The sequence below is a fragment of the Agrobacterium sp. 5Ca50 genome, assembly GCF_055381905.1.
In genome coordinates, this window is sequence record NZ_AP026438.1 from 219,574 (window position 1) to 240,143 (window position 20,570).

Here is a 20,570-nt window from a genome sequence, read left to right on the forward strand (position 1 = left end):
CAAAACCGGGATCAGGCTTTCTTGATGCTCATCACTTCAATGAGTTTAACACCAAAACGTGAGTCGTCATTCTCAAGAACAGTAATTTCACCGCGTGCAATGCGTCTGCCATTTACCATTATTTCAACTGGTTCGCCGATTTTGCGATCCAGAGCAATTGTTGCGCCTTCTTCCAGGCCCATAAGACCGGAAACCAGCATGCGGCTTGTGCCGAGAACGATCTGAACATCGATTGGAATATCCATGATCAGGTCGAGATTGTCGGAAAGGCCGCTGCCGATCTGCATTGGTGCGCCAGCAGCTGGTGGCGCCGAAAAATCGTCCATGCCGAAATCGTTGGAAGCACCACCGAAGCTCATAGCGTCGACGGCATCTGTCGCGGGCGTGTCGGCAAAATCACCGAAATCGCCAAAGCCACCGTCTGCATCCGTTTTCAGGACACCGCGCAGGTCGCCAATCGCCTGATCCAGATCGGCAGGTTCGCCGATGGAAAGCGCGTCATCTTCAGTCAAAGGTGTTTTCTTCGTAGCCATGCCGTAATTATTCCTTTTGAAACTTGCGTCAAACTGCCTTCGCTCAATTTGAGCACGACAAGATTTAACCCATCAGATGTCTCAATATCTCATCATCTGTGCTGACGTTGTTTTTCACGCGAACCATGTAGCGGTCTCCCGCCTTTCCAAACTCGCAATTGTAGATGTCGCTGCCATTGGCGCTGACCTCGACGGTGATATCGTCGCGGCTGATATCCCGGAACGGAACCACATCACCTTCTGTCAGGCGGGCAAGGTTGCGCAGGGTCATCTTCTGAAGGCGAATACGTGCCTCGAGTGTAACCTGCGAACGTTTGACCTGTTCCTTGATCAGAGCAACCCATTCCTCGTGCTTCTTGATGGCATTAGCCGATGCCTTTGGCGCAACGATCTGCGTCTTGAGCATGACACGTTGCGGGATCACCAGCGCAAATTCCGAGGAAACCTTACCAAGATCCACCTTCAAACGAATCAGTACACCGTACTGACCGGTGATTTGTTCATCGAAACCGCTTTTGCCCTTCGAATTGTAGGGCGGGTCAATCGCGGCTTCAAAACCGCCCGGTGCGTTGACGCCCGAACGAAGAACGCCGGCCATGCGGCCAATGACGAGAGCTGCAAGATCAAGCTCGATCTGTGACAGCGAGCGCACTTCCGGTTCGGAAATCGTCTCTGGCAGCGCGCCAAGCATACGTTCCATCAAAGTCATGATGAATGCATTGCCACAGGCCAGAATGAAGTTCGGAGACCAGTTGCGCAATGAGCAATCGGCCACCGCGAATTCAGGACCGATGCCGCGAACGAGATCGGTCATCAGGCCGGATTGGCAGCCGATATAATCGACCTCAATGGGGATGCCGGTTTCGCTGTGGAACATGTCCGGCAGAAACTCGCTGTAGAGATGCCCAACATCGGCGCCGATCTTGAGGATCGTCTTTTGGTCGCCAAGCCCACCTGTGAGCTTGGCAAGAAGTGCGTGGTCCATTGCGGGAGCTGTGTCTGGTGTCGTCATGATTTATCAAGCCGCCTTGTTTTCGCCGCCAGGGTTCATCATTTCCTGCTCTACGGCGTCGATCGACGGGCGCTCGTAGTTGGAAATGGTCTTGCGGCCATATTCGAGAGCAACCTGCGGCACGGAACCGTTCATGTAAGCAATCAGGGTCTGCTTGACGATGATGTAGAGACGGTGCTGCTTGGTACGAACGATCTTGACCTGCGCTGCAAGCGGGTTGGCAATCGAGTAGGACAGGATAATCCCGAGCATGGTGCCCACGAGCGCCGCACCGATAAGACCACCGAGAACCGCAGGTGATTCGTTGATCTTGCCCATCGCCTTGATAACGCCGAGAACCGCAGCAACGATACCGATAGCTGGGAATGAATCGCCCATCGCCGTGATCGAGTGATAAGGCTTCAGTTTGTCGTGAAGAATGGTGTCGATTTCTTCATCCATCAGCGCCTCGATCTCGTGTGAGCGGGCATTGCCGATGATGATGAGGCGGACGTAATCACAGATGAATGCAGTCAGTTCCTTGTTCTTCAGAACAGAAGGCGCCGTCTGGAAAATGCTCGATTCAGCCGGGTTGTCGATGTGCGCTTCGATTTCGTTTCTGGACTTCGTGCGCAGGTCGCGCATCAGAGAGTAGAGAACGCCGAGAACATCGAGGTAATCGCGCTCTTTTGGAACGGAATGTTTGAAGGCTTCGCCCAGTGCCTTGCCTGAATCTTTTACCACTTTCATGGGGTTAGCCATGATGAAGCCACCGAGACCTGCACCCCCGATGATGACAAGCTCAAACGGCTGAACGAGAACGTCCAAGTGGCCGCCCATAGCCATGTAGCCGCCAATAACGCAGCCGAAGGTGATGATTAACCCGATAATGATATTCATTGAACACTCGCACCTGACCGTTGTCTCGTGGCCGAGTTGTAGAAAATGTGGCTTGCGTGAACCTGTAGGATAGCCGCGGAAAATACATTCAGAACAAACAGTTTCGCGCAAGCAATGACAGTCATCATCCTGTCGAGGCACATCCGTGCGCAACAGGATTCGGCAACGGCGGACATAGCGTGACAACGACCTATACCAGTTATCGGCTTATCAGCCAGGATATCGGCAAGTCTCTTGATCGTATATCGAAGCAACCGGATGTTGCGCGGGAGACGGAATATTACCTTTCCAAGATCGGCTCGATCAAATCCATCGACGCCTTCATGGAAGATTCAAGGCTTTATAATTACGCGTTGAAAGCGCACGGCCTTGAAGACATGGCTTACGCAAAAGCCTTTATTCGCAAGGTGTTGACGGAAGGTGTCACCAAGGATGACGCCTTTGCCAACAAGCTGTCGGATACCCGTTACAAGGAACTGGCAACCTCTTTGAACTTTGCCGCTTACGGTGAAGCTGCGACGTCTTTCGACCGCGCGCAAAAGGATGTTGTTGCTCAATACACCCGTCAGACGCTTGAGCAGGAAGCCGGTTCCGACAATACCGGTGTGCGTCTGGCGCTGTATTTCGAACGCATGGCGCCATCCATCACGTCCGGCATGGGCATTATTGCCGACGACGCGATGTCGCAGGTTTTCCGCACCACATTCCAACTTCCGGCAGAGTTTGCCGGCACCGACATCGACAAGCAGGCAGCGCTGGTCGAAAAGGCCATCAAGATGGAGGATCTGCAGGATCCGGTCAAAGTCGGCAAGCTGCTCGAGCGTTTCACGATCATGTGGGAGATGGAAAACCCCTCACAGGTCAATACCTCAACGACCATTCTTGGTTCGTCCGCCGGTTTTGGAATTTCTTCCGACCTTCTTCTTTCAATCAACACCCTGAAACTCGGAGGCAAATGATATGCAGTCCGGACTGTATGTGGCCCTGTCGTCACAGATGGCGCTTGAGCGTCGTATCACCACCATCGCTGACAACATGGCGAACATCAACACCGCTGGCTACCGTGCGACGGAAGTCAAGTTTGACGAGGTGCTGAGCAAGACCCGCAACGACATGAATGCAAAAGTTGCCTTCGTGTCGCAAGGTAACGATTACCTTTCCACACGCAGTGGTTCCCTCGACAGAACCGGCAACCCGCTTGATGTCGCCGTAAAGGGCGATGCTTGGCTATCAATCGACACGCCGAATGGACAGGTTCTGACCCGTGACGGTCGTCTGACCATCCGTGAAGATGGTATTCTGGTGTCAACGAATGGATACCCTGTATTGGATGCCGGCGGTGGCCAGATCGAACTCAACCGCGCTGGTGGTGAGATCAAGATCGGCGCTGACGGTGCGATTGTTCAGGATGATCGCCAGATTGCTCTGATGGGCCTCTATACCGCTGATATCTCGCAAGGTTATCTGCGCCATGACAACAGTGGTATCACCACCGTGGCCGCGCCGCAGCCGGTTGTGAACCGCAGTGATGCCGGCGTCATGCAGGGTTACACCGAGCAATCGAACGTCAACGGTATCTCTGAAATGATGCAGCTCATTCAGGTCAACCGGGCCTTCGACAGCATCTCCTCCGTAATGCGCGAAACCGAATCCACATTCGGTGAAGCAATCAAGACACTCGGCGGTAGCCGTTAAGGATCAAGGCCATGATGGCTGACGCAGGTTCCCCTTCCAAACCGTCGACCTCCAAGCTGGCACAACTTGCCAGCCTGGTTGAACGTTATGCCGACCCAGATGTTGCCGTTGCACATGGTGGGCGGGTGACGGCTATTGCGGCTGGCCATTACACGGTGTCCGGGTTGTCCCGGCACGTGCGTTTGGGGGAATTTGTCGCCCATCGCAGCGAAACCGGCATTCATCTCGGTGAGGTCGTTCGCGTTGAATCCGATCTGATCTTTGTGTGCCCCATTGAACCGGGTGAACCGATCGGCATTGACGACACGGTCATCTACAAGGGGGCATTCCGCGTCGCGCCCGAGAACAGCTGGTGTGGCCGCACGATCAATGCTCTGGGCGACCCGATCGATGGATTGGGTCCATTGTCATCAGGCACGGATCGGCGTTCCATTTCCAACACCGCCCCGCCGTCGATGACCCGTAGCCGTGTGGAAAAAGCCTTCAAGACCGGTGTGCGCGCCATCGATATTTTCTCACCGCTGTGTCTTGGTCAGCGCCTTGGCATTTTCGCGGGCTCCGGTGTCGGTAAATCCACCCTGCTGTCGATGCTGGCGAAAGCCGATGCCTTCGACAAGGTTGTGATTGCGCTTGTTGGCGAGCGCGGACGCGAAGTGCGCGAATTCATTGAAGATACGCTTGGCGAAAACATGGCCAAGTCGATCGCCGTTGTTGCGACCAGTGACGAAAGCCCGATGTTGCGCAAGATGGCGCCGCTGTCTGCGGTGACGATTGCCGAACATTTCCGCGATCAGGGCGACAACGTGCTGTTGATCATCGACAGCGTGACCCGTTTTGCCCATGCCATCCGTGAAGTCGCAGTTGCGTCGGGTGAATTGCCGGTGGCACGTGGTTATCCCGCATCTGTTTTCACCGAACTTCCGAAATTGCTGGAGCGGGCAGGGCCGGGCGTCGAAGGCACCGGGACCATCACCGCAATCATTTCCATTCTGGTCGATGGTGACAACCATAACGACCCGATTGCCGACTCGACCCGTGGTATTCTTGACGGACATATCGTGCTGGAGCGCAGTCTGGCCGAAGAAGGCCGTTACCCGCCAATCAACCCGCTGGCCTCGATTTCGCGTCTTGCCAAAAAAGCATGGACACCGGACCAGGAAACGCTGGTTTCACGCCTCAAAGCACTGGTGCACCGCTTCGAGGAAACCCGCGATTTGAGATTGATCGGTGGCTATCGACCCGGCACAGACCCTGATCTCGATATGGCGATCAAGCAGGTCCCGATCATTTACGATGTCTTGAAACAGACGCCGTCAGAACCGCCAGCCGCAGATGCCTATGCCGACCTTGCGATTGCCTTGCGCAATGCAATTACCGGCAATGCGCCGCAGCAGGCAAATAATCAAAGACCAAGAGGATAACCATGCTCGACAAGCAACAAGAAGAACGTATCGAGATGGACAAGAAGGCAAAGGCATCGATCACCAGCACCGATCGCATTCTTGCGACCTGTGGTGTGACGCTTGCTGCGGCGGCTGGGTTTTTCCCATGGTACGTTTTTTTCAATGAAGACAAGTTTGGCGTCACGACGCCGAACTTCGACATGACCCGTGACCTTCCTCACACCGGCCCGAAGGAAGTGTTTAGTGTTTCGCCACTGGCCATGGTCAACCGCAACAAGGATGACCGTCCGGATATTCCACCGTTGCCGTTTGATCCACTGACCACCGCGACAGTATCGGATTCCGGTAAGGAACGGCAGAATAACATCGCGGCACGTGAGGAACAACCATTCCCTGGTCACGGCGCCAACTACCGCCTGCTGCATGTGGCCAATGGTCGTGCGCTGATCGAAGACAGTGCTGGCATGTATATGGTCAAGGTTGGTTCTGTCCTGCCCGATAATACCAAGCTGGCAAAGATCGAGCAGCGCGACGGCCGCTGGGTCATCGTGACCTCGAATGGCGAGATCTACGAGAACGAAAGTCACTGATCACAATTCTGGAGACCTATAATCTCCAACGGATACAGGCGCGGCTGACCAGCTGCGCCTGTTGCGTTTTGGCAACCCCAATCGCAAAGGCGTGAGATTTGCCATAACCGCTGTCGCAACGGATTTCCCGTAAGTCTGACGCAAGATTAGCAGCATAGGTTTTGACCATAAAATATGGAGAAATCTATGGAACCGATTCAACTGTTCGAACTGGCATCCCGTCAAGCGGAATGGCTCAGCATTCGTCAGGAGGTCGTGGCGACCAACATCGCCAATGCCAACACTCCTAAATACCAAGGCAAGGACGTCAGTCCTTTCGAAGCAGTCATGCAGTCGACCGGAACCACGATGGGAATGGCCAAGACGCATGCTGCGCACTTCGGCTCAAGTACGCTGAGCGACAATATCGAGGTTCGCAATTCCAAGGTGAACAACGAAATCGGCGTTCAAGAGTCCGGGAACACGATCGCTCTTGCGGAAGAAATGACGAAAACCGGTGAAATCAAGCGCCAGTACGAACTCAACGCCAATCTGGTGAAGACGTTCCATCGCATGATGCTGATGACTGTGAAGAGGTAAAGAACATGGATCCTTTAAGCGCTGCCAGCAAGATCGCAGGAAGCGGTCTGGAAGTTCAGTCCACCCGCCTGCGTATCGTTTCGGAAAACATCGCCAACGCGCGTTCGACCGGCGACACTCCGGGTGCTGACCCTTATCGCCGCAAGACGGTGACATTCGGGACCGAGCTGGACCGCGCTTCGGGCGTTGAACGCGTTACCGTGAAGAAGCTCGGCGAGGATCGTGGCAAGTACATCGAGGAATACGATCCCGGCAGCCCTGCGGCAGACGCCAACGGCATCGTCAAAATGCCGAACGTCAACATCCTCATCGAAATGGCCGATATGCGCGAAGCAAACCGCAGCTATGACGCCAACCTGCAAATGATCAAACAAACGCGTGAACTCGTCAGCGCGACGATTGACCTTCTGAAAGCTTCACAATGATCGATAAAATTAATCAATTAAGCTCTCTTTCGCTGACGCGTGATCTCGACGGTATTTCTTCCGTTTCGACCGATCTGACCGGTGCAACGCGTGAAAAGACCCCTGGCGAACAGACCAGCATGAGCTTTGCCAGCGTGCTGGGCAACATGTCTGTCGACGCCATGAACAACCTCAAGAAGGCCGAAGTGGCCTCTTTTGAAGGTATTCAGGGCAAAGCCAACACACGTGAAGTCGTCGATGCGGTTTTGAGTGCCGAGCAGTCCCTCCAGACTGCCATTGCGCTGCGTGACAAGATTGTCAGCGCATATCTCGAAGTATCGAAGATGCAGATTTAGCACCATTAAGGACACGTAGACATGAGAGCACTTGCTATCGCCGCGACCGGTATGGATGCGCAGCAGACAAACCTTGAAGTTATCGCGAACAACATCGCCAACATCAACACGACCGGTTACAAGCGCGCCCGCGCCGAGTTTACCGATCTTCTCTACCAGACAGAGCGTGCGCAGGGTGTGGCCAACCGCGCCAACCAGGCTATCGTGCCTGAAGGCGCCAACATTGGTCTCGGTGTACAGACCTCTGCGGTACGTAACATTCACACACAGGGCAACTTCATCGAAACCGGTAACGATCTCGATGTGGCTCTGGTTGGTCGCGGCTGGTTTCAGATTGAAGCTGCTGACGGTTCGACACTGTATTCACGCGCCGGCGCCTTCAACAAGAACGCTGACGGCCAGCTCGTTACCATTGATGGTTACAACGTTATCCCGAACATCATCATTCCGATCGATGCAACGGAAACCGTGATCAGCCGTACCGGTCAGGTGACAGTTCGCCTGGGTAACGCCACCGAATTCACCGAAGTTGGCCAGCTACAGATTGCGAACTTCGTCAATGAAGCCGGCTTGAAGCCGCTCGGCGACAACCTGTTTGCTCAGACACCGGCATCCGGTGATGCGATCGTCGGCGTGCCGGAAGATCCAGGCTACGGCTACATCAAGCAGAACTACCTCGAAGGTTCCAACGTCGATCCGGTCAAGGAAATCACTGACCTGATCACGGCTCAGCGTGCCTACGAAATGAACTCCAAGGTTATCACCACCGCAGACGAAATGGCCTCGGTGGTCAGTAAGAACCTGAAGTAAAAACGGGAAAGGATGGGCGAACATGAGGTTTAGCCGGAAAAATAGCAGATTTAATAACGGACTTGTCCGGTTATGCATCGCGTCCGTCTTGTCCGTGGTCGCCACATCCTCCGTTGCTCAGGCACCAGTTGCGCTGGTTCCGACGCGCATCATCTATCCCGGTGAGGTGATTTCTGCCGATGCCTTGAAAGAGGTTGAGGTCACCAACCCCAATATTTCGAACGGTTATGCCAGTGAAGTCGGCCAGATCGAAGGCCTAATCTCCAAGCAGACACTGCTTCCAGGCCGCACCATTCCGGTTGCCGCCTTGCGTATCCCCTATGCTGTGACCCGCGGTGCAAGCGTCCGTCTGACCTTTACGATCGGACATATGACGATCTCTGCAGCGGGTACTCCCATGCAGGACGGTGGCGTGGGCGACGTGGTGCGTGTGCGTAACATTGATTCCGGCGTGATCGTCAACGGCACGGTCATGCGGGACGGCTCTATTCAGGTGATGGCGAAATGAAAGCCTTGCAGTCGATTGCGATACTCTTTCTGGCTTTGATGACGCAGGTGCTTGCCACCGTGCCGGCCCATGCCAATACATCGCGCATCAAGGATATCGCGTCCTTGCAGTCGGGCCGTGACAACCAGCTGATTGGTTACGGTCTTGTGGTTGGCCTTCAGGGAACGGGTGACAGCCTGCGTTCCTCGCCGTTCACCGAACAGTCGATGCGCGCCATGTTGCAGAACCTCGGCATCACCACACAAGGCGGCCAGGCAAATGCCAAGAACATTGCTGCCGTCATGGTCACTGCCAACCTGCCACCATTTGCCAGCCCCGGCAGCCGCGTTGATGTCACGGTCAGCTCGCTGGGTGATTCCACGTCGCTCCGCGGCGGTACGCTGATCATGACCTCGCTTTCCGGTGCCGATGGCCAGATTTACGCGGTGGCGCAGGGTGCTGTGATCGTCAACGGCTTTTCCGCGCAAGGTGACGCGGCAACGCTGACTCAGGGTGTAACCACCGCTGCTCGGGTACCCAATGGCGCAATCATCGAGCGCGAACTGCCATCCAAGTTCAAGGATGGCGTCAATCTCGTTCTGCAGCTGCGCAATCCTGACTTCTCGACCGCCGTGCGCGTGGCCGATGTCGTCAACGCTTTTGCCCGCACTCGTTACGGCGGCACGGTGGCAGAACCGCGCGATTCTCAGGAAATCATCGTGCAGAAGCCGCGTGAGGCTGATCTCACACGGCTGATGGCCGAAATTGAGAACCTGCTGGTCGAAACCGATACGCCTGCAAAGGTCGTGATCAACGAGCGCACCGGCACCATCGTCATCGGCGCGGATGTTCGCATCTCGCCAGTGGCGGTCAGCTACGGCACGCTGACGGTTCAGGTCACCGAAACACCGCAGATCATTCAGCCAGCGCCGTTTTCACGAGGTGAAACTGCTGTCCAGCCCCAGACCGACATCATGGCGATGCAGGAAGGTGGACAGGTGGCCATCATCGAAGGTCCAGATTTGCGCACGCTGGTGTCCGGTCTCAACAATATCGGGCTGAAAGCCGACGGTATCATTGCCATCCTGCAAGGTATCAAATCGGCTGGTGCTCTCCAGGCGGAGCTTGTTCTGCAATGACGATGTTATCTGAAACGCCAAAACGCTCCCTGTTCGAGACCCTTGGTCGCTTTGCCGCCGTCGCCGGTCTGATCCTGCTCGTTCCGGTCGCAAATGCCGAAAGCCAGCAGGCCATCCTGACGGAAATGAGCACGCAGGAAGAAATTCAGAAATTTTGCACGAACATTGCCGATGCAGCCCGTGACCAGCGTTACCTGTTGCAGAAGCAGGAACTGGAAAAGCTGCAGGCGGAAGTCAATGAACGCATCGCCACCCTCGAAAACCGCAAGACGGAATACGAGGACTGGCTGGCGCGCCGTAACCACTTCCTGGCCCAGGCAAAGGCCAATCTGGTCGATATCTACAAAACGATGAAGGCGGATGCCGCTGCTCCTCAGCTTGCCGAAATGCATGTCGAAATCGCGGCCGCCATCATCATGCAATTGCCGGCACGTCAGTCCGGCCTGATTTTAAGTGAAATGGATGCGCAGAAAGCCGCGATTGTCGCGGGGATCATGTCAAGCGCAACCGATCCGAACACCTCGAAGGATCCGTCATGACAATGCGTATTCCGGCCCTGATCTTGCCACTGATTTTGCTCGCGAGCTGCCAGAACAGCCAGACGCTGAAGGAAATTGGCAATGCGCCGGCCATGAGCCCGATTGGCACCGGCCTGCAATTTAGCCAAACGCCGCAGATGGGCATGTATCCCAAGCAGCCGAAGCATATGGCCAGCGGTTACTCCCTGTGGAGCGATTCCCAGGGTGCGTTGTTCAAGGACCTGCGCGCGCTGAACATCGGTGACATTCTCACGGTAAATATCCAGATCAACGACAAGGCTGATTTCGATAACGAAACCGAGCGTAACCGCACCAATGCCAGCGGTCTGAACTGGAAGGCACAGGCAGAAATCCTTGGATGGACGCCGAACGCGGACTCCAGCATCAAATACGGTTCCGATACCGACACTCAGAGCAAGGGCAAGACCAAGCGCTCTGAAAAGCTGACACTGCTCGTCGCTGCCGTGGTTACTGGTATTCTCGAAAACGGTAACCTCATCATCAGCGGTTCGCAAGAAGTCCGCGTGAACCATGAAATCCGTATCCTCAACGTCGCGGGTATCGTGCGGCCGCAGGATGTGGATGCAGACAACATGATCTCGTATGAGCGCATCGCCGAAGCACGTATCTCGTATGGTGGCCGTGGCCGTCTGACGGAAGTGCAGCAGCCACCGGTCGGTCAGCAGATCGTCGATCTGTTCTCGCCAATCTGATGCAGTCCTAAACCGGCATGGCCTTTGGGCGGTGCCGGTTATTGCTCAAAGCAAATAGAAAGTCCGGAGTAAGACAAGGTCATGGATAACGCACAGACCGGCGAGGAAAAACCCAAGAAGTCGCCTCTTGTCATGACGATAGCAAGCGTTGCAATCCTGACGCTGGTTGGCGCCGGTGGGGGCTGGTTCCTGGGTGGCTTCATCGCGCCGAAAATCGGCAAGGTCGTGGAAGAACATGCTGCGGCGGCGGCTCATGAAGGCGGCAAAGAAGAGACCGGACTTCCAAAGATCGATCCCAAGGTAAACGGTATTCTGCAGCTTGATCCGGTCACGGCAAATCTTGCCTATCCTTCGACCAACTGGATCCGGCTTGAAGTCGCGTTGATGTTCAACGGCGAACCGGATGTGAAAATGGCTGAAGATATCCATCAGGATCTGATGGCCTATCTGCGTACCGTTTCACTCCAGCAGCTCGAAGGGCCACGTGGCTTTCAATATCTACGGGATGACGTACAGGAACGTGTTGACCTGCGTTCGGAAGGGCGAGTATCGAAGGTTATGTTCCGAACCTTTGTGATCGAATGATTCGATTTTTTTTGACCATTGCTGTCCTCTTGGTTTTGCCGGGCCTTGCTAACGCCCAGCAATTGCCGACTGATTTGCTGAACACGCAGATTGACGGTTCTGTCGCAGCATGGATCATCAGAACATTCGGCCTGTTGACGGTTCTGTCCGTCGCACCGGGCATCCTGATCATGGTCACGAGCTTTCCGCGCTTCGTGATCGCGTTCTCCATCCTGCGCTCTGGCATGGGATTGGCAACAACACCTTCCAACATGATCCTTGTCAGCATGGCGATGTTCATGACGTTCTACGTCATGTCGCCGACCTTTGATCGTGCATGGACAGAAGGCGTGCAACCCTTGCTGCAAAACCAGCTGACTGAACAGGAAGCTGTGGGGAAGATTGCCGAACCCTTCCGCACTTTCATGACAGCCAATACCCGCGACAAGGATTTGAAACTGTTCGTGGATATCGCCCGTGAGCGCGGGCAGGAAGTCATGGCCGAAAACCTGATCGATTACCGCGTTCTGGTGCCAGCCTTCATGCTTTCGGAAATCAGACGCGGTTTTGAAATCGGCTTTCTGATTATCGTGCCGTTTCTGGTGATCGATATTATCGTGGCGACGATTACCATGGCCATGGGTATGATGATGTTGCCGCCGACATCGATCTCCCTGCCATTCAAGATATTATTTTTCGTTCTGATTGATGGCTGGAACCTGCTTGTCGGCAGTCTGATACGATCGTTTTCTTGAAAACGTTCCAGAAAAAGCTGTAACAATCTGGTCTGAGTGGAAACACATCTGGATTGATGCTGCCAAGCGGCGTCGAACAGCATATTTTGATGAAGTCATTACCCGGACAACCAGCAAACGGCGAGTTTGATTGCGATGCAGCCCAAAGACCTTGAAGAGCCAGCCGATACAGCAAAGGTGAGAGGTTCAGGCACGCAGACGGTTTACAGCACGTTGCGCAATGAAATTCTCTCCATGGCCCTACCACCGGGCAGCCCGCTGGATGAGGTTCGTCTGTCCGAACGTTTCGGCATGTCACGTACACCGGTGCGCGAAGCCTTGTTGCGCCTGGCGGCTGATGGTCTGGTGACCACGCTTCCCAACCGCAACACCATTGTGTCTACGATTGATTTCGCATCCCTGCCGACTTACTTCGATGCGCTGACCTTGATGTATCGCGTCACCACCCGGCAGGCGGCAAAACATCCCAATGCTGAAGGCATGAAGACCATTCTGGATTACCAGAAACAGTTTGCCGAAGCCGTGCACGCCAGGAATGCATACGCGATGATCGAGGCAAACCGTGAATTCCACGTGGCAATTGCAGCGCTCGGCGGCAATGCCTATTATACCGCGTTTTTTGCCAGGCTGCTGGATGAAGGCCGCCGGATCCTGCGGCTTTATTATTCGACTTTTGATGACCGCTTGCCGCGCCAATATGTTGATGAGCACGAAGAAATGATTGCAGCTATTGCCGCCGGTGATGTTGAAAAGGCCGATGAACTGGCGATTGCCCATGCCGCACAGATTGTCCGGCAGATACAGGAATACGTCGCCCGTGATATGAATAACGCGGTCGAAATTCAGGGTATCTGATCTTCCACGAGGGGGAGAGATTGCCTCCTGTATCAATTGGCCGTGAGCTCTTGCATCTTTTGGGTTGTGTTGCGTTTTATGCGGCAACTGATTTCTGTTTTACGCATTGTCAGACTGAATAATTTTTAATTCACTTGATAGGGGGCAACCCTGATGCCGACATCACCGAAGCCGCGCACCCTTTCAGGTGCTATTGTCGAAAAAATACGCCAAGGAATTCTGGCAGGGCAATATCCCGCCGGAAGCCAGTTACGCCAGGATGCACTTGCCGAAGCCTATGGCGTAAGCCGCATTCCGGTGCGTGAGGCGCTTTTTCAGCTCGAAGCAGAAGGATTGGTTCGTATTGTGCCACAAAAGGGCGCGGTGGTGTCGGAACTGTCCGTCGCGGAAATCAATGATGTTTTTGAACTGCGGGCGTTGCTGGAACCTAGGCTGTTGCTGAGTTCGGCGCCACAATTGGATCAACAGGATTTCATCACTCTCGATAAGATCCACGAAGCTTTCATGACGGCAACTGCCAATGGTGACGTACAACAATATGGCCAGTTGAATGCTCAACTGCATATGGCACTTTACCGTCGCTCCAATTTGCCCAAAAGCCGACAAATCGTCACCTCACTGCTGCAAACAAGTGAGCGCTATACCACCTTGCAGCTCTCAAATCCTGGAGCGATGAGCCGCGCCATGCGTGAGCACCGGGACATGATAAACCTTTGCCGCAGCAGGGAATTTGACAAGGCGGCACATTTCTTGCGCGGGCATATCGAGACTGTGCGCGAAGATCTGCTGACGGTGATTGATAGATATGAGACGGCAGCAGCACCTGCGCAATAGCTTTTGTAAAGCTCGAAATGACGTGACGTTCTAACATTGTTTTGAGGGGAAAAACCCACCCAACCACTTTGCTCGGCAGATAGAAGGTATGATTTTCGGCTTGTTCGTGGCACTAACACACGGATGAGGAGAACCAGATGATCGTCGGAATCATAGCAAGCATTGTGTTGGCAGGTTTTGCCTTCGTATTCCCGCAGAGAATGAAACTTGTCCTGACCGCCTTGGTAATCGTCTGGGTGGCAAGTGCGGCAATGATTTATTGGGAAACTGTGAAAGCCAGCGAGCGCCTGACGAGGATTGTCGCGACGGCGGCAATCGATCCCACCTGTACCGATCCGAAATTACCTCTGCGGATCACGTTCAAGAACGACAATTCTTCCGCCATCCTGAAACTAGGTTATACACTTGAAGGCTTCGAGCCGGCATTCCGTGCCTCAGTCGCCTATGATGGTTATCAGAGCAGCAATGTCAGAATAGCGGCCGGTGAAAGTTACAGTGCATGCCGTGCATTCCGTATGCGCGGCAGCGAAAGCGCATCACCAGCAAGTCTCAACTGGGTTGTGACGGTAAACTCCGCCGAGTTTGAATGATATCATGTTTTCAAGAGGTTACCGCGCTGGATAAGCCATGAAAAAAGCCGCGCTTTTGGCGCGGCTTTCTTTTTGTGAGCATTGCTCCGTTTATTAACGGAAGAGCTGAAGAATGTTTTCCGAGTTGCTGTTTGCAATCGACAGCGACTGGATGCCGAGCTGCTGCTGTGTCTGCAGAGCCTTCAGGCGAGTGGATTCTTCGTTCATGTCAGCGTCAACCAAACGACCGATACCGCTTTCGATGGACTCGTTGAGCTTGGCAACGAATTCTTCCTGCAGGTCGATACGCATGGAGATCGAACCGAGGTCAGCAGCAGCGCTTGTCATCTGCTTCAGAGCGGTTTCAACCATTGTGAGTGCGTCGGACAGATAGTCGGTAGATGTGTTGGTAACGTCCAGCGTGAAGACAGATGCAGTGCCTGCACCCACTGTGCCAATGTTACCAAGAATACCGGTCGAAGTGACAATGCCACCAACTGTGTTGGTGCCGAACAGAACGTTTGCAGTGCCAGATGTGCTGGAGTCCAGAACGTATTCGGTGTGCTTGACGGTAACGTTGTTGTTGCTGTCACGGACGAAGCCGGAAACAACAGACTGCGTGCCGGAGCCGATAACCCAGTTTTCGCCGCTGAAGGAAGCAGCTTCTGCAATCGACTTCAGCTGGTCCTGCAGCTGGTCAATCTCTTCCTGCACCTTCTTGGTGTCGACAGAGTTTTCCTGCGCGGTAACGAGCTTCTTCTTAATTTCCTTAACAACGTCGATGGCGGATTCCATCGCGGTGTAAGCGGTGTCAACCTTGGCGGCGCCCAGACCGAGTGCGTCGGAAACGGCGTCCAGAGCCATGTTGTCAGAACGCATGGTGGTCGCGATCGACCAGTAAGCAGCGTTGTCGGATGCTTCACCAACGCGCAGGCCGGACGAAACGCGGCCCTGGGTTGTTTCCATGTTGGAATTGATGTTGCGAAGGGTCTGTAGCGCAGACATGGCTGCGATGTTTGTCAAAATGCTGGTCATTGGAAGTTGCCCCTTGAATTGGCTGATTTAAGGAAGGGACATTCCGGTATCACCGGTGAACGACAGACAGCGTCATGCTTGCTAACATATTAATAATTATGGTTAACTTGTCGTTTCGTTGACGCTAGAAAACACCAATATGGTTAAAGAAAACCTAACTGCGCGAAAATTTGTTTAAAACGAAAAAAAGCCGCCCCTTTCGGAGCGGCCTTCTTTCAAGAGTTGCAGTACGATCAGCCTTCGTACGCCGCTCTTTTTTTCTATTAACGGAACAGCGACAGAATGTTCTGCGAGTCCGAGTTTGCAATCGACAGCGACTGGATAGCCAGCTGCTGCTGTGTCTGCAGAGCCTTCAGGCGAGTGGACTCTTCGTTCATGTCAGCGTCAACCAGACGGCCGATACCGCTTTCGAGCGAGTCGCTCAGCTTGGAGATGAAGTCTTCCTGGAGATCGATACGCATGGAGATCGAACCGAGTTCAGCACCGGCGCTTGTCATTGCAGTCAGAGCAGTTTCAACAGCGCTCAGAGCCTGATCAAGGTAGCCAGTCGAGGTGTTGGTAACGTCCAGTTCGATAACCGAGATGCCGAGCGAACCGCTGGTTGCGCCGAGAATACCTGCTGTCGTGACCAGAGCGCCGGCAGTGTTGGTGCCGAACAGAACGTTGGCGTCGGTGCCGCTGTCCTTCATCACGTAGTCGGTCTTCTTGACAGTTACGTTGCCGCTGCTGTCACGAACGAAGCCGGAAACAACCGATTCAGTGCGTGCGCCAGCGATCAGGTTCTTTCCGGAGAAGGAAGCAGATTCTGCAATCGACTTCAGCTGATCCTGCAGCTGATCGATTTCTTCCTGAACCTTCTTGCCGTCAACGGAACCTTCCTGGGCCGTAACGATCTTCTTCTTGATTTCCTTAACGACTTCGATAGCGGATTCCATACCGGAGTAAGCGGTATCAACCTTGGCGGCGCCAAGACCGATAGCATCCTCAACGGCAGAAAGAGCACCGTTGTCAGAACGCATGGTTGTTGCGATCGACCAGTAAGCGGCGTTGTCGGAAGCCTGTGAGACGCGCTGACCCGTAGAAATGTTGTTCTGCGTGTTCTCGAGGTTGCTGTTGATAGAGCGCAGAGTCTGCAGAGCGGACATTGCGGAAACGTTAGTCAGAATGCTTGCCATAGTAGAATTGTCCCTTTGATACGAAATACTAGTTGGGGGACATACCGGACTTAAATATTCACCGGTTCACAGCAGTTATACATCATGCTACTCGGTCTTTCTATTTACTCAGAAGAACCAAACCTGCTGTGTGTGGAAGTAATTTGGCAGTCAAAACTTGCTGAGTTATTAAAATTTGAGCTAAATGCCGGTCACTCAATCTTTATGGTTATCAAAGGGTAAACAGTTAATCACACCCGCCACAGGCAAGCTTCATGGTTGAAACTGGAAGGAATCGCCCGTCTATTTACGAAGCATCGCTTCATCGGAGTCCTGAACGTGAATATCAATTCAAGTTTTCTCACTGCAAACCAAGAGTACCAGAAAGGCAACTACATCGGTGCCTTGCATGTTCTGAACGGATTGCTGGACACAAGACAGGACACCAGAACTTACGCGCTGCTGGGACGGACATTCCTGAAGCTTGATATGAAGGAAGAGGCTGCCTCTGCTTTCGCGCTTGCTGGCAATGCTGGCGGTACCGACGCCGAAAGGCATCTGCACAATGCCATGATGCTGCATTACGAATGCGGCAACGAGGATGAAGCGCTCGTTATCGCCAAGAAATTCCTTCACAAGGCTCACAAGGATGCCGACGTGGCGTTTGTCATGGCGTCCATCTTTATCAAGCGCGGCCAAAAGGACATTCTGGGCGCTTTGAGAAAGCCTCTGATCGAAAGCGCAAAACCAAATCATCTTGCCGTTGCGCTGCATCTGCTGGCCGACGCGCCTCACGATGAAGATAACTTCAAAACCATCCGCCGCACGCTGAAACTCTTCCCGGACAATCAGGGTGTGCGCCTGCTGCATCTCATTCACTCGCGCGAATTCTGCGAATTCGAATCCATGCGCAAGCATCAGCCAATTCTGGACGCCGAAGTTGCCGGTGGTAACCTCGATATCATCCGTGCGGGCAGCCCGTTCTATAGCCTTATGTGGTGTGGCGATGAAAAGCTGAACCAGATTGCCGCCATGGCAACCCGCGCTTACGAGCCGGGTACACCAGAGCGCCGTCGTGCGCGGCCACACGACTGGTCGAATGAAAAGATCCGCGTTGGTTACCTGTCCTACGACCTGTGGGATGCACACGCGACAATGAAGCTGTTGGGCAATGTTCTCGAGCGTCACGACCGTGACCGTTTTGAAATCACCCTGTTCTGCTACACACCGGAAGAACACCTCAGCTTCAACAAATTCGATCGCAGCCTGTGGGGCAATGTGGTTCGTATCGTTGATATGACGGATGAAGAAGCCGCAAACACCATTCGCGCCCACAACATTGATATCCTCGTTGACCTCAAGGGCCACACCAAGGGTAACCGTACCCAGATCATGAATCACGAGACTGCCCCGGTTCATGTGTCCTGGCTCGGCTTTCCTGGTACATCGATCAATCTGGATATCGACTACATCATCGGTGACAGGTTTGTGCTTCCGGAATATTCCAAGCCTTACTTCTACGAAAAATTCTGCCGTCTGCCCGAAACCTATCAGCCGAACGATCCAGTTCATCGCCCTGCGCCGCGTGGCGCAACGCGCAAGGACTTCGGTCTGCCGGAAGATGCCTTCATTTTCGCGTCGTTCAACGCTAACCGCAAGATCACCGCAGAATATATCGAAATCTGGGGTACGATCCTAGAGCGCTGCAAAAACAGCCTGCTCTGGATCATGGTGGACAATGAACGTGCACGCACCAACATCCTCAAGGAAATGGACAGCCGTGGCATCAGTGCCAAGCGCGTGCTGTTCTCTCCAAAGGTAAGCTACGAAGAGCACCTTGACCGTCTGAACCTCGCGGATGTCGGTCTAGATACATTCCCGGTTAACGGTCACACCACAACATCGGAACAGTTGTGGGCGGGCCTGCCGGTTCTGACACGTGTCGGCACCAACTTTGCCTCGCGCGTCAGTGAAAGCCTGCTGCATGCAATTGGCCTTCCGGAACTGGTTGCGCAGGACGATGCCGAATATCTGGAAAAGGCAATTGCTCTCTACGAAAACCGCGAGAAGGCTGCTGAGTACAAACAGCGCCTCACGGACAACCGTTTTGTAGCACCGTTGTTCGATGCCGAGCGTTTCTGCCAGCATCTGGAACGCGCTTACGAAATGATGGTCGAAGAAGCCAAGGCAGGTCGTGCACCTGAGCACTTTGACGTACCGGCATTCCCGGCACGCGAAGGCAACTTCGCGCCGCCAGCGAAGATCTGACAGGATCAGAGACAGAAAACAAAAACTGCCGGGTTTTCCCGGCAGTTTTTTTATGTCCAGAGATCAGAAAAAATCGCCATAAAAAAGGGCCTGTGAAAATCACAGGCCCCTGGTTTTAAGTATCATGCGTCCGGCGTCGCCTCAAAGGGATTACCGGATGCGAAATGCGGAACGACGACGGTATCATAAGCCTTGAGAGCGGCACCGATTGCCTGATGCATGTCGAGGTAACGATAGGTGCCAAGACGTCCACCGAAATGGATGTTCTTTTCAGCTGCTGCACGCTGTTTGTAGCGCAGGAACAGTTCCTTATCGCCTCGGGTGTCGATTGGGTAATAAGGCTCGTCCTGACGCTGCGCAAAACGAGAATATTCCCGCACGATCACGGTTTTTTCATTCTGGTATTGCCGCTCCGGATTGAAGTGGCGAAACTCCAGGATACGGGTATAGGGCACGGCTTCGTCTGCATAGTTCATGACGGCGGTGCCCTGAAAATCACCGGTGGCAAGCGTTTCCTGTTCGAAGTCGATTGTCCGCCAACCCAGTTCACCTTCGCTGTAATCGAAGTAGCGGTCGATCGGTCCGGTATAGATGATGGGGACGCCAGCCGGCAGCGAACTCTTCACTTCAAAAAAGTCGGTGTTCAGCAAAAGCTGGATGCGCGGATTATCAAGCATTCGTTCGAAAATCGCGGTGTAACCGTCTGTCGGCAAACCTTCGTAGGGGTCGTTGAAATAACGGTTGTCGAAGTTGTAGCGGACCGGCAGGCGAGTGATGATGCTGGCCGGAAGATCCCTCGGGTTGGTCTGCCATTGCTTGGCTGTATAACCCTTGATGAAGGCGTCATAAAGCGGACGGCCAATCAGTGAGATCGCTTTTTCTTCCAGATTTTCAGGAACGCGGTCGCCCAGTTCGGCAGCTTGCGAACTGACCAGCGCCCGTGCTTCCGCCGGCGACATGCGCTTGCCGAAAAACTGGCAGATCGTGCCGAGGTTGATCGGCATCGCATAGACCTGATCCTGATAGCTGGAATAGACCCGGTGGCGGTAATCGGTGAAAGAGGTGAAACGGTTGAGGTAGTTCCACACGGTTGCATTCGGCGTATGGAAAAGATGCGCCCCGTATCTATGCACTTCGATACCGGTTTCCTGATCGAACTCGCTATAAGCATTGCCGCCTATGTGGCTTCGACGGTCGATAATCAGAACATTTTTGCCAAGCTCGTTGCTCACCCTCTCGGCAATTGTTGCGCCGTAAAATCCGGCACCGACAATAATGAGATCGACATTCTGAAAATCATGCATGGTTTCTGCTTGTCCGTATCAAAAGGTCATTCGGCGGCGTTGAAGGTAGCCGAAAAAATCGCGTTTAGCTGCTCTACACGTGGCATGCCGAGC

General features: G+C 53.9%; 24 protein-coding genes. 18 read left to right on the forward strand and 6 right to left on the reverse strand.

Annotated features, from left to right (window positions below):
* Nucleotides 1-11 precede the first annotated feature (11 nt).
* The 3 genes from fliN to motA all read right to left on the reverse strand — a co-directional run bounded on the left by fliN (nt 12) and on the right by motA (nt 2,424).
* A complete protein-coding gene (fliN, locus tag ACZ5FM_RS01075; protein WP_464039472.1) occupies nt 12-533 on the reverse strand; it encodes a flagellar motor switch protein FliN in 522 nt (173 codons plus the stop codon).
* A gap of 64 nt (nt 534-597) precedes the next feature.
* Nucleotides 598-1,545 (reverse strand): FliM/FliN family flagellar motor switch protein, encoded by a 948-nt coding sequence (locus ACZ5FM_RS01080; protein ID WP_464039473.1) that lies wholly within the window; start codon nt 1,543-1,545, stop codon nt 598-600.
* Between the two features lie 6 nt (nt 1,546-1,551).
* Nucleotides 1,552-2,424 (reverse strand): flagellar motor stator protein MotA, encoded by an 873-nt coding sequence (motA, locus tag ACZ5FM_RS01085; protein WP_192486921.1) that lies wholly within the window; start codon nt 2,422-2,424, stop codon nt 1,552-1,554.
* A gap of 179 nt (nt 2,425-2,603) precedes the next feature.
* On the opposite strand from motA, the gene ACZ5FM_RS01090 reads away from it, so the two are divergent.
* From ACZ5FM_RS01090 to ACZ5FM_RS01170, 17 genes are all read left to right on the forward strand, one after another.
* Nucleotides 2,604-3,383: a DUF1217 domain-containing protein gene (locus tag ACZ5FM_RS01090; RefSeq protein ID WP_192486922.1), complete on the forward strand. Its 780-nt coding sequence runs from the start codon at nt 2,604-2,606 to the stop codon at nt 3,381-3,383.
* Nucleotide 3,384: 1 nt separating this feature from the next.
* Entirely contained in the window at nt 3,385-4,119 is a 735-nt protein-coding gene (gene flgF / locus ACZ5FM_RS01095; protein ID WP_259147632.1) for a flagellar basal-body rod protein FlgF, read from the forward strand.
* A 14-nt stretch (nt 4,120-4,133) separates the two neighbouring features.
* Entirely contained in the window at nt 4,134-5,540 is a 1,407-nt protein-coding gene (gene fliI, locus ACZ5FM_RS01100; RefSeq protein ID WP_250983705.1) for a flagellar protein export ATPase FliI, read from the forward strand.
* A 2-nt stretch (nt 5,541-5,542) separates the two neighbouring features.
* Nucleotides 5,543-6,112, forward strand: a complete 570-nt coding sequence (locus ACZ5FM_RS01105) for a hypothetical protein (protein WP_464039474.1) — start codon at nt 5,543-5,545, stop codon at nt 6,110-6,112.
* A gap of 186 nt (nt 6,113-6,298) precedes the next feature.
* Nucleotides 6,299-6,691 (forward strand): flagellar basal body rod protein FlgB, encoded by a 393-nt coding sequence (gene flgB, locus ACZ5FM_RS01110; RefSeq protein WP_250983518.1) that lies wholly within the window; start codon nt 6,299-6,301, stop codon nt 6,689-6,691.
* A 5-nt stretch (nt 6,692-6,696) separates the two neighbouring features.
* The gene (gene flgC / locus ACZ5FM_RS01115) at nt 6,697-7,116 is read left to right on the forward strand and encodes a flagellar basal body rod protein FlgC (RefSeq protein ID WP_192486925.1); all 420 of its coding nucleotides are present in this window, start codon (nt 6,697-6,699) and stop codon (nt 7,114-7,116) included.
* Nucleotides 7,113-7,451 (forward strand): flagellar hook-basal body complex protein FliE, encoded by a 339-nt coding sequence (locus ACZ5FM_RS01120; protein ID WP_192486926.1) that lies wholly within the window; start codon nt 7,113-7,115, stop codon nt 7,449-7,451. Before flgC ends, ACZ5FM_RS01120 begins: the two co-directional genes overlap by 4 nt.
* 21 nt (nt 7,452-7,472) lie before the next feature.
* The gene (flgG, locus tag ACZ5FM_RS01125; RefSeq protein ID WP_192486927.1) at nt 7,473-8,261 is read left to right on the forward strand and encodes a flagellar basal-body rod protein FlgG; all 789 of its coding nucleotides are present in this window, start codon (nt 7,473-7,475) and stop codon (nt 8,259-8,261) included.
* Between the two features lie 22 nt (nt 8,262-8,283).
* Complete coding sequence (gene flgA / locus ACZ5FM_RS01130; protein ID WP_192486928.1) at nt 8,284-8,769, forward strand: flagellar basal body P-ring formation chaperone FlgA; 486 nt, start codon at nt 8,284-8,286, stop codon at nt 8,767-8,769.
* A gap of 38 nt (nt 8,770-8,807) precedes the next feature.
* Nucleotides 8,808-9,887 carry a flagellar basal body P-ring protein FlgI gene (locus ACZ5FM_RS01135; RefSeq protein ID WP_246787675.1) on the forward strand — a complete coding sequence of 360 codons (1,080 nt, stop codon included), beginning with the start codon at nt 8,808-8,810 and terminating at the stop codon, nt 9,885-9,887.
* Between the two features lie 2 nt (nt 9,888-9,889).
* Nucleotides 9,890-10,426, forward strand: coding sequence for a MotE family protein (locus ACZ5FM_RS01140; protein WP_250983707.1), 537 nt, complete (start codon nt 9,890-9,892; stop codon nt 10,424-10,426).
* Nucleotides 10,423-11,139: a flagellar basal body L-ring protein FlgH gene (flgH, locus tag ACZ5FM_RS01145; protein ID WP_192486931.1), complete on the forward strand. Its 717-nt coding sequence runs from the start codon at nt 10,423-10,425 to the stop codon at nt 11,137-11,139. Before ACZ5FM_RS01140 ends, flgH begins: the two co-directional genes overlap by 4 nt.
* Nucleotides 11,140-11,220: 81 nt before the next feature.
* A complete protein-coding gene (locus ACZ5FM_RS01150; protein ID WP_259147625.1) occupies nt 11,221-11,724 on the forward strand; it encodes a flagellar basal body-associated FliL family protein in 504 nt (167 codons plus the stop codon).
* Entirely contained in the window at nt 11,721-12,458 is a 738-nt protein-coding gene (gene fliP, locus ACZ5FM_RS01155; protein WP_464039476.1) for a flagellar type III secretion system pore protein FliP, read from the forward strand. Before ACZ5FM_RS01150 ends, fliP begins: the two co-directional genes overlap by 4 nt.
* A gap of 135 nt (nt 12,459-12,593) precedes the next feature.
* Entirely contained in the window at nt 12,594-13,313 is a 720-nt protein-coding gene (locus ACZ5FM_RS01160) for a GntR family transcriptional regulator (protein WP_464039477.1), read from the forward strand.
* 153 nt (nt 13,314-13,466) lie between these two features.
* Nucleotides 13,467-14,147: a GntR family transcriptional regulator gene (locus tag ACZ5FM_RS01165; RefSeq protein ID WP_464039478.1), complete on the forward strand. Its 681-nt coding sequence runs from the start codon at nt 13,467-13,469 to the stop codon at nt 14,145-14,147.
* Between the two features lie 137 nt (nt 14,148-14,284).
* Entirely contained in the window at nt 14,285-14,737 is a 453-nt protein-coding gene (locus ACZ5FM_RS01170; protein WP_250983523.1) for a hypothetical protein, read from the forward strand.
* A 93-nt stretch (nt 14,738-14,830) separates the two neighbouring features.
* Here the strand turns inward: ACZ5FM_RS01170 and ACZ5FM_RS01175 are convergent, their stop codons facing one another.
* Nucleotides 14,831-15,751: a flagellin N-terminal helical domain-containing protein gene (locus tag ACZ5FM_RS01175; RefSeq protein WP_250983524.1), complete on the reverse strand. Its 921-nt coding sequence runs from the start codon at nt 15,749-15,751 to the stop codon at nt 14,831-14,833.
* Nucleotides 15,752-16,014: 263 nt separating this feature from the next.
* Nucleotides 16,015-16,926 (reverse strand): flagellin N-terminal helical domain-containing protein, encoded by a 912-nt coding sequence (locus ACZ5FM_RS01180; protein ID WP_192486938.1) that lies wholly within the window; start codon nt 16,924-16,926, stop codon nt 16,015-16,017.
* Nucleotides 16,927-17,244: 318 nt separating this feature from the next.
* Here ACZ5FM_RS01180 and ACZ5FM_RS01185 point away from each other — a divergent pair, with 318 nt between their 5' ends.
* On the forward strand, nt 17,245-19,173 hold the full coding sequence (locus tag ACZ5FM_RS01185; RefSeq protein WP_464039479.1) for an O-linked N-acetylglucosamine transferase, SPINDLY family protein: 1,929 nt from the start codon (nt 17,245-17,247) through the stop codon (nt 19,171-19,173).
* A 122-nt stretch (nt 19,174-19,295) separates the two neighbouring features.
* Here ACZ5FM_RS01185 and glf read toward each other — a convergent pair whose 3' ends face one another.
* Nucleotides 19,296-20,477, reverse strand: a complete 1,182-nt coding sequence (gene glf / locus ACZ5FM_RS01190; protein ID WP_464039480.1) for a UDP-galactopyranose mutase — start codon at nt 20,475-20,477, stop codon at nt 19,296-19,298.
* Nucleotides 20,478-20,570 lie beyond the last annotated feature (93 nt).